This window comes from Streptomyces sp. NPDC051555 (assembly GCF_044454405.1).
In the GTDB taxonomy this organism is placed as follows: Bacteria; Actinomycetota; Actinomycetes; order Streptomycetales; family Streptomycetaceae; genus Streptomyces.
Window position 1 is genome coordinate 69,357 of record NZ_JBITDP010000017.1, and the last position, 6,006, is coordinate 75,362.

Sequence of the window (6,006 nt, forward strand, 5' to 3'; positions counted from 1 at the left end):
CCGGCGAGCGGGTTTAGATGACGGTGCCGCCGGCCGGGGGTATGCCTTGCTTGGGGGGCACCGCCATGTTCCCGCCGTCCTGTAAGCGGGCCCCGCGGGCGGGGCCCGGGGCGGCCGGCCCCGGGCCCGCGGCCGGGGTGCCGGTGGTCAGGTCCACCAGGTCCTTGCCCGTCAGGTCGACCCCGTCGAGGGCCTCCTGCACCGACGCGTCGTCCAGCAGGCACAGGACCACCAGCGTGCCCGCGGCCACCGCGTCGGCGGCGCTGGCGGTGACGGTGGCGCCCTCGGCGGCGAGCGCCGCGGTGCGGGCGGGCGTGCGGTTCCAGACGGTCAGGGGGTGCCCGGCGGCGAGCCAGGCGCGGGCCAGGGCGGAGCCCATGGCCCCGGTGCCGAGCAGGGTGACGGGGGTGGGCGCGGACGGCGTGGTGTGTGTCGTGGTCATGCCCCTTAGCCTTGGGGCGGGCCGAAAGATGATCAAGTACGCACTTCGGAGTGGGTGCTTACCCCGAGGTGGGTGCCCACCTGTGGGTACGTGCGCGGACGAGGGGGAGGACACGGGATGGCGGCGACGAACAGGCCGGGATCGAGCCACTGCGGGATCGACGCGGCGATGGACGTCATCGGCGGCAAGTGGAAGGTGCTCATCCTGTGGGCCCTGGGCGAGGCGCCGCAGCGCTTCGGCGCGCTGCGCAGGCTGATTCCCGGAGTCACCGAGAAGGTGCTCGCCGCGCAGCTGCGCGAGCTGGAGGCCGACGGCGTCGTGCACCGCGAGGCCCATGACGAGGTGCCGCCCCGCGTCGAGTACTCCCTGACCCCGCTGGGCGTCGAGCTGAACGGGGCGCTGGCCCCGCTGGGCGCCTGGGGCCGCAAGCACCTCGTACCCGGCGCCCCGGGCCCGGCCCAGGCGGGCTCGGCCTAGGCGGGGTCCGCTCCGGCAGGGCCGCGCAGCAGGGTCACGAAGGAGCGGAAGGCCGCCGGCATGTCCACCGATTCCGGGGCCAGCAGCCACTGGTACTGGAGGCCGTCCATGACCGCGGTGAGCAGCGGGGCCGCCTCCTCGGGGGTGAGCCCCGACGGCAGCCGGTCGCCGAACTCGGCGCGCAGCGCCGCGCCCATCTCCCCGCGCACCTGCGCGTAGCGCGCGGTGAAGAACTCCCGCGCCGGGTGCTCGTCCGTGACGCTCTCGCCCAGCAGCGCCGAGAAGGTCTGCACGATCCCGGGGCGCATCGCGTTGTACTCCACCAGCGAGGCCAGCAGGTCCAGGCGCCAGTGCTCGGGCGAGGTCCGCGAGCCGCCCCCGGTGTCCCAGCGGTCGCGCTCCTCCAGGACCGCGACCAGGAGGGACTCCTTGGTGGGGAAGTAGTGCAGCAGGCCCTGCTGGGTGAGCCCCACGCGCTCGGCCACGGAGGCCAGCGACGCGCCCCGGTAGCCGCGTTCCGCGATGACCTCGACCGCGGCGCGCAGGATGTCCCCGCGCCGCTCCTCGCTCCTGGCCCTGGCCATCCGTCCCGCCTTCCTCCGTGTCGATCGCGCCAGCAGGACCGTACGCCATGTCCATAGAATAACGAACACATTACGAACCCTACCGTTCACCAGGGAACGGGTCCACGATGGGGTCACCCGCACCCAGCAGCACCCGACGAGGAGGCAGGCCGTGGCAGGCGACGCCCTCAGCACCCGCCAGGAATCCCGAGCCGACCGGACCCGCGAAGACGCGGTGGAAGCCGCGCTCGGCAAGCTCGATCTCGACACCAAGGCCCGGCTGCTCGCCGGTCAGGACATGTGGACGCTGCCCGCCCTCCCCGAGATCGGGCTGGGCTCCCTGGTGTTCTCCGACGGGCCGATCGGCGTCCGCGGCGTCCGCTGGACCGCGGACGACCCGTCCGTCGCCCTGCCCTCGCCGACCGCGCTCGCCGCCGCCTGGGACCCGGCCCTGGCCCGCCGGGCCGGCCGACTGCTCGCCCAGGAGGCCCGCCGCAAGGGCGTGCACGTCCTGCTCGCGCCCACCGTCAACCTGCACCGCTCCCCGCTGGGCGGGCGTCACTTCGAGTGCTACTCCGAGGACCCGTACCTGACCGGCGCCATCGGCACCGGCTACGTCCAGGGCGTCCAGGACGGCGGGGTCGGCACCACCGTCAAGCACTTCGTCGGCAACGACGCCGAGACGGACCGCTTCACCGTCGACAGCGTGATCGCCCCGCGCCCGCTGCGCGAGCTGTACCTGGCGCCCTTCGAGGCCATCGTCGCCAACGCCCACCCGTGGGGCATCATGACGGCCTACAACAAGGTCAACGGCAGCTTCATGTCCGAGCACCGCTACCTCGTCAACGAGGTACTGCGCGGCGAGTGGGGCTTCGACGGCGCCAACGTCTCCGACTGGATGGCCGCCCGCTCCACCACCGGCGACATCCTCGGCGGCCTCGACGTCGCCATGCCCGGACCGCAGACCGTCTACGGCCCCGCGCTCGCCGAAGCCGTACGGGCCGGGGAGGTCCCCGAGTCCGCGGTCGACGACGCCGCGCGCAACGTCCTGCGCCTCGCCGCCCGGGTCGGCCTGCTCGAAGGCGCCCCGGCCGTCGTCACCACGGCCCCGGCCGCCGTCGACGGCCACACCCTCGCCCGCGAACTGGCCGCCCGCGGCTTCGTCCTCGTACGCAACGAGAACGGCGCGCTGCCGCTGACGACCGGACAGCGCGCCAGGATCGCCCTGTCCGGAGCCGCCGCCCGCGACGCCAGGATCCTCGGCGGCGGCAGCGCCACCGTCTTCCCCGAGCGGATCGTCTCCCCGCTCGTCGGCCTGACCGCGGCCCTCCCGCAGGGCGCGCTGACCTTCAGCGTCGGCGCCGACCCCAGCGAGGAGCCCACCCCCGCCGACGCGGGCTTCGAGCTGCGCGCGGTCTGCCGGGACGCCTCCGGTGCCGTGATCGGCGAGGGCAGCCTGCCGTCCGGCCAGGTCCAGTGGATCGGCGACGACCTGCCCGCCGGGGTGACGTACGAGACGATGGCCTCCATCGAGGTCACCGGTACCTTCGTCCCCCGCGAGAGCGGCGAGCACGCCTTCGGCACCCGGGGCCTCGGCGCCTTCGACCTCGCGGTGGGCGGCGCGACGGTCTGGGAGGGCGTCCAGCTCCCGGGCAGCGAGGCCGACCCCTTCGAGGCGTTCTTCGGCGCGCCCACCGTGCGGGCCCGCGCCGTCCTCGCGGCGGGCGAGCCGGTCGAGGTCTCGCTGACCTACCAGGTCCCGGACATGAGCGCGCTGCCGCTGCGCGCGATCATGTTCTCGCTGCTCCACCTCGGGCCGCGGCGCGACGCGGACGAGCTGATCGCCGAGGCCGTGGCCGCGGCGCGGGAGGCGGACACCGCCGTCGTGGTCGTCGCCACCACCGAGCGCGTCGAGTCCGAGGGCTTCGACCGCACGGACCTGGAGCTGCCCGGGCGCCAGAACGACCTCGTGCGCGCCGTCGCCGCCGCCAACCCGAACACCGTGGTCGTCATCAACACGGGCTCCCCGGTCGAACTGCCCTGGCGGGACGAGGTGGCGGCGATCCTGCTGACCTGGTTCCCCGGGCAGGAGGGCGGGGCCGCGCTGGCCGACGTGCTCCTGGGCGAGCGCGAGCCCGGCGGGCGCCTGCCCACCACCTGGCCCGCCGTGTTCGCGGACGCGCCGGTCACCGAAGTGGTCCCGCGGGAGGGGCGACTGGAGTACCACGAAGGGCTCCACATCGGCTACCGGGCCTACGAGAAGGCCGGGGTGAGCCCCGCCTTCTGCTTCGGGCACGGCCTCGGCTACACCGACTGGGCCTACGAGTCCCTGGAGGTGACCGCCGACGCGGCCCGGGTACGGATCCGCAACACCGGTGCCCGCCGCGGCCGCGAGGTCGTCCAGGTCTACCTGGCGCCCGTGGGCGACCCGGTGGAACGCCCGGCGAGCTGGCTGGCGGGCTTCGCGAGCCTGGAAGCGGAAGCCGGCGAGAGCGTCGAGGTGGAGATCGCGCTGCCCGCGCGGGCCTTCGAGATCTGGGACGAGGAGGCCGGTGCCTGGCGGCGCGTGGGCGGGACGTACGAGGTGCGCGCGAGCCGTTCCCACGCCGACGCGCGGCTGACCGCGACCCTTGAGTTCGGCGCCTGATCTCCACCGACGGTCGACTGGCCGGAAATCACCCATGAACCGGACCGGGGGCGGGCCCTGACACCCGCCCCCGGTCCTTTTGTACGACCACAGGCCGGTCGAGGGGGCTGTGGGATCAGATGGGCGGCTTGGCCGAGGTCACCTGGCGGTGCGCCAGTTCCGCCAGGCGGGCCTGGCCGTCCTTGCCCGGGTGGAACCAGTCCCAGTGGCTCAACTGCTCGGTCGTGAAGGGGTACTGGAAGACGGCGCCGCCGTCGTAGCGGCACAGCTCGTCCTTCGCGCAGACCTGCCGCAGCGCCTCGTTGTACTCCACCACGCGCGCCCGCACCTTCTCGCGCCGCGCCGTCGCCGCGGGCGTCACCGACTCGGCGTCCGCCAGCATCGACTGACAGATCCCCAGCTTCCAGATCTGCCGGCCCATCGCGCTGCCCTTGCCCTGCTCCCACAGCCGTTGCAGGTCCGGCACGCTCGACACGTACACCTGGGTCTTGGGCGCGGTCGCGCGCAGCCCCGCCAGGGCCTTCTCGAAGCCCTCCCGGAAATCGGCGACCGAGGTCATCGACGAAGCCGTGGGCCGGCAGGCGTCGTTCGACCCCACCATCACCGTGACCAGGTCGGGACGCTGCGCGGCCGCGGCCGTCAGCTGCCCGCCCAGGTCCGCCATCCGGGCCCCGGTGACCGCGTAGTTCCAACTGCGCTCGGGGGTCAGGGCCTCGCCGAGCAGCCGGGTCGCCAGCGAGTGCACCTCGGGATCGTTGCCGGTGGCCCACGAGACCTCGGGGCAGTCCGCCAGTACCGAACAGGCGTCGAACCCGCGGGTGATGGAGTCCCCGACGGCGGCGATCGACGCGGGAGCGGTGTTCCAGCGCGGCGCGGCCTGCGCCCCGCGCTCGCCGCCCGCGGCGTCCCCGCCGTCCTGGCAGCCCGCGGCGCCCAGCGTCAGCACGGCCGCCGCCGCGCCCGCGCGCAGAACGGACTTCCGACTGCGGCGGCGCGCGGAGGTGGTGGTGCGCATGGGTGAGGTCCCTCCCTCGTCGCCCGGCGTACCCGGGGGCGTCCTGCTGAGTGAAAGCTGTGTGTTTACGGGGCTCGGAGCGACCGTACGTCACACCACGACCCCCGGCGCACGGTAGCTTTTTCCCGTGGCGTTTCGGCCGCACGTCCCTTGCCGCAATGTCAGATCATTTCCGGTAAATTACATCACGTCACAATCTGTCCGTTTTCTGGAGTTTATTCCCGACCTCGTCCCACACTGGAGGTCCCGGTGACGACACGTGGAGTTCTGTACGTGCATTCCGCACCGCGCGCGCTCTGCCCGCACGTGGAATGGGCGGTCGCGGGCGTACTCGGGGTGCGGGTGAACCTCGACTGGATCAGGCAGCCCGCCTCTCCGGGCACATGGAGATCCGAGTTCTCCTGGCAGGCCGAACCGGGCACCGCCTCGAAGCTCGCCTCCGCGCTGCGCGGCTGGCACCTGCTGCGCTTCGAGGTGACCGCCGAACCCTGTCCCACCGCCGAGGGGGAGCGCTACAGCTCCACCCCCGAACTCGGCATCTTCCACGCCGTCACCGGCATGCACGGGGACATCCTCATCCCGGAGGACCGGCTGCGCGCCGCCCTCGCCCGGTCCGTCCTCGGCGAGAGCGACCTGGAGGCGGAGGTCGCCGCCCTGCTCGGGAAGGCCTGGGACGACGAACTGGAACCTTTCCGCTACGCGGGCGAGGGCGCTCCGGTGCGCTGGCTCCACCAGGTGGTCTGAAGCTTCTTCGGCGCCCACGCGCGAGAAGGGCCCCGCCCGAAATAACGGGCGGGGCGTATCGCGGCGGTGTGGGGGTGAAGAAGGAACGGTAGGGGAGCGACACCGTGTGGGCGCCGAA

5 protein-coding genes and 1 pseudogene are annotated in these 6,006 nt (G+C 73.5%); 3 read left to right on the plus strand and 3 right to left on the minus strand.

All coding sequences use genetic code 11. From position 1 onward, the window contains the following. Positions 1-94: 94 nt before the first annotated feature. A pseudogene (locus tag ACIBEA_RS29445) lies at positions 95-379 on the minus strand (NAD(P)-binding domain-containing protein); the annotation flags it as partial. Positions 380-559: 180 nt separating this feature from the next. On the opposite strand from ACIBEA_RS29445, the gene ACIBEA_RS29450 reads away from it, so the two are divergent. Beyond that, positions 560-919, plus strand: coding sequence for a winged helix-turn-helix transcriptional regulator (locus ACIBEA_RS29450; RefSeq protein WP_399266007.1), 360 nt, complete (start codon positions 560-562; stop codon positions 917-919). Here the strand turns inward: ACIBEA_RS29450 and ACIBEA_RS29455 are convergent. Further along, the gene (locus tag ACIBEA_RS29455) at positions 916-1,503 is read right to left on the minus strand and encodes a TetR/AcrR family transcriptional regulator (RefSeq protein WP_399266009.1); all 588 of its coding nucleotides are present in this window, start codon (positions 1,501-1,503) and stop codon (positions 916-918) included. The two genes, ACIBEA_RS29450 and ACIBEA_RS29455, sit on opposite strands and share 4 nt — an antisense overlap. A 151-nt stretch (positions 1,504-1,654) precedes the next feature. On the opposite strand from ACIBEA_RS29455, the gene ACIBEA_RS29460 reads away from it, so the two are divergent. Further along, positions 1,655-4,129: a beta-glucosidase gene (locus ACIBEA_RS29460; RefSeq protein ID WP_399266011.1), complete on the plus strand. Its 2,475-nt coding sequence runs from the start codon at positions 1,655-1,657 to the stop codon at positions 4,127-4,129. 115 nt (positions 4,130-4,244) lie between these two features. Here ACIBEA_RS29460 and ACIBEA_RS29465 read toward each other — a convergent pair whose 3' ends face one another. Next, the gene (locus tag ACIBEA_RS29465) at positions 4,245-5,144 is read right to left on the minus strand and encodes an SGNH/GDSL hydrolase family protein (protein WP_399266013.1); all 900 of its coding nucleotides are present in this window, start codon (positions 5,142-5,144) and stop codon (positions 4,245-4,247) included. A 249-nt stretch (positions 5,145-5,393) separates the two neighbouring features. Here ACIBEA_RS29465 and ACIBEA_RS29470 point away from each other — a divergent pair, with 249 nt between their 5' ends. Beyond that, a complete protein-coding gene (locus tag ACIBEA_RS29470; protein ID WP_385776115.1) occupies positions 5,394-5,888 on the plus strand; it encodes a DUF3145 domain-containing protein in 495 nt (164 codons plus the stop codon). Positions 5,889-6,006: the final 118 nt, after the last annotated feature.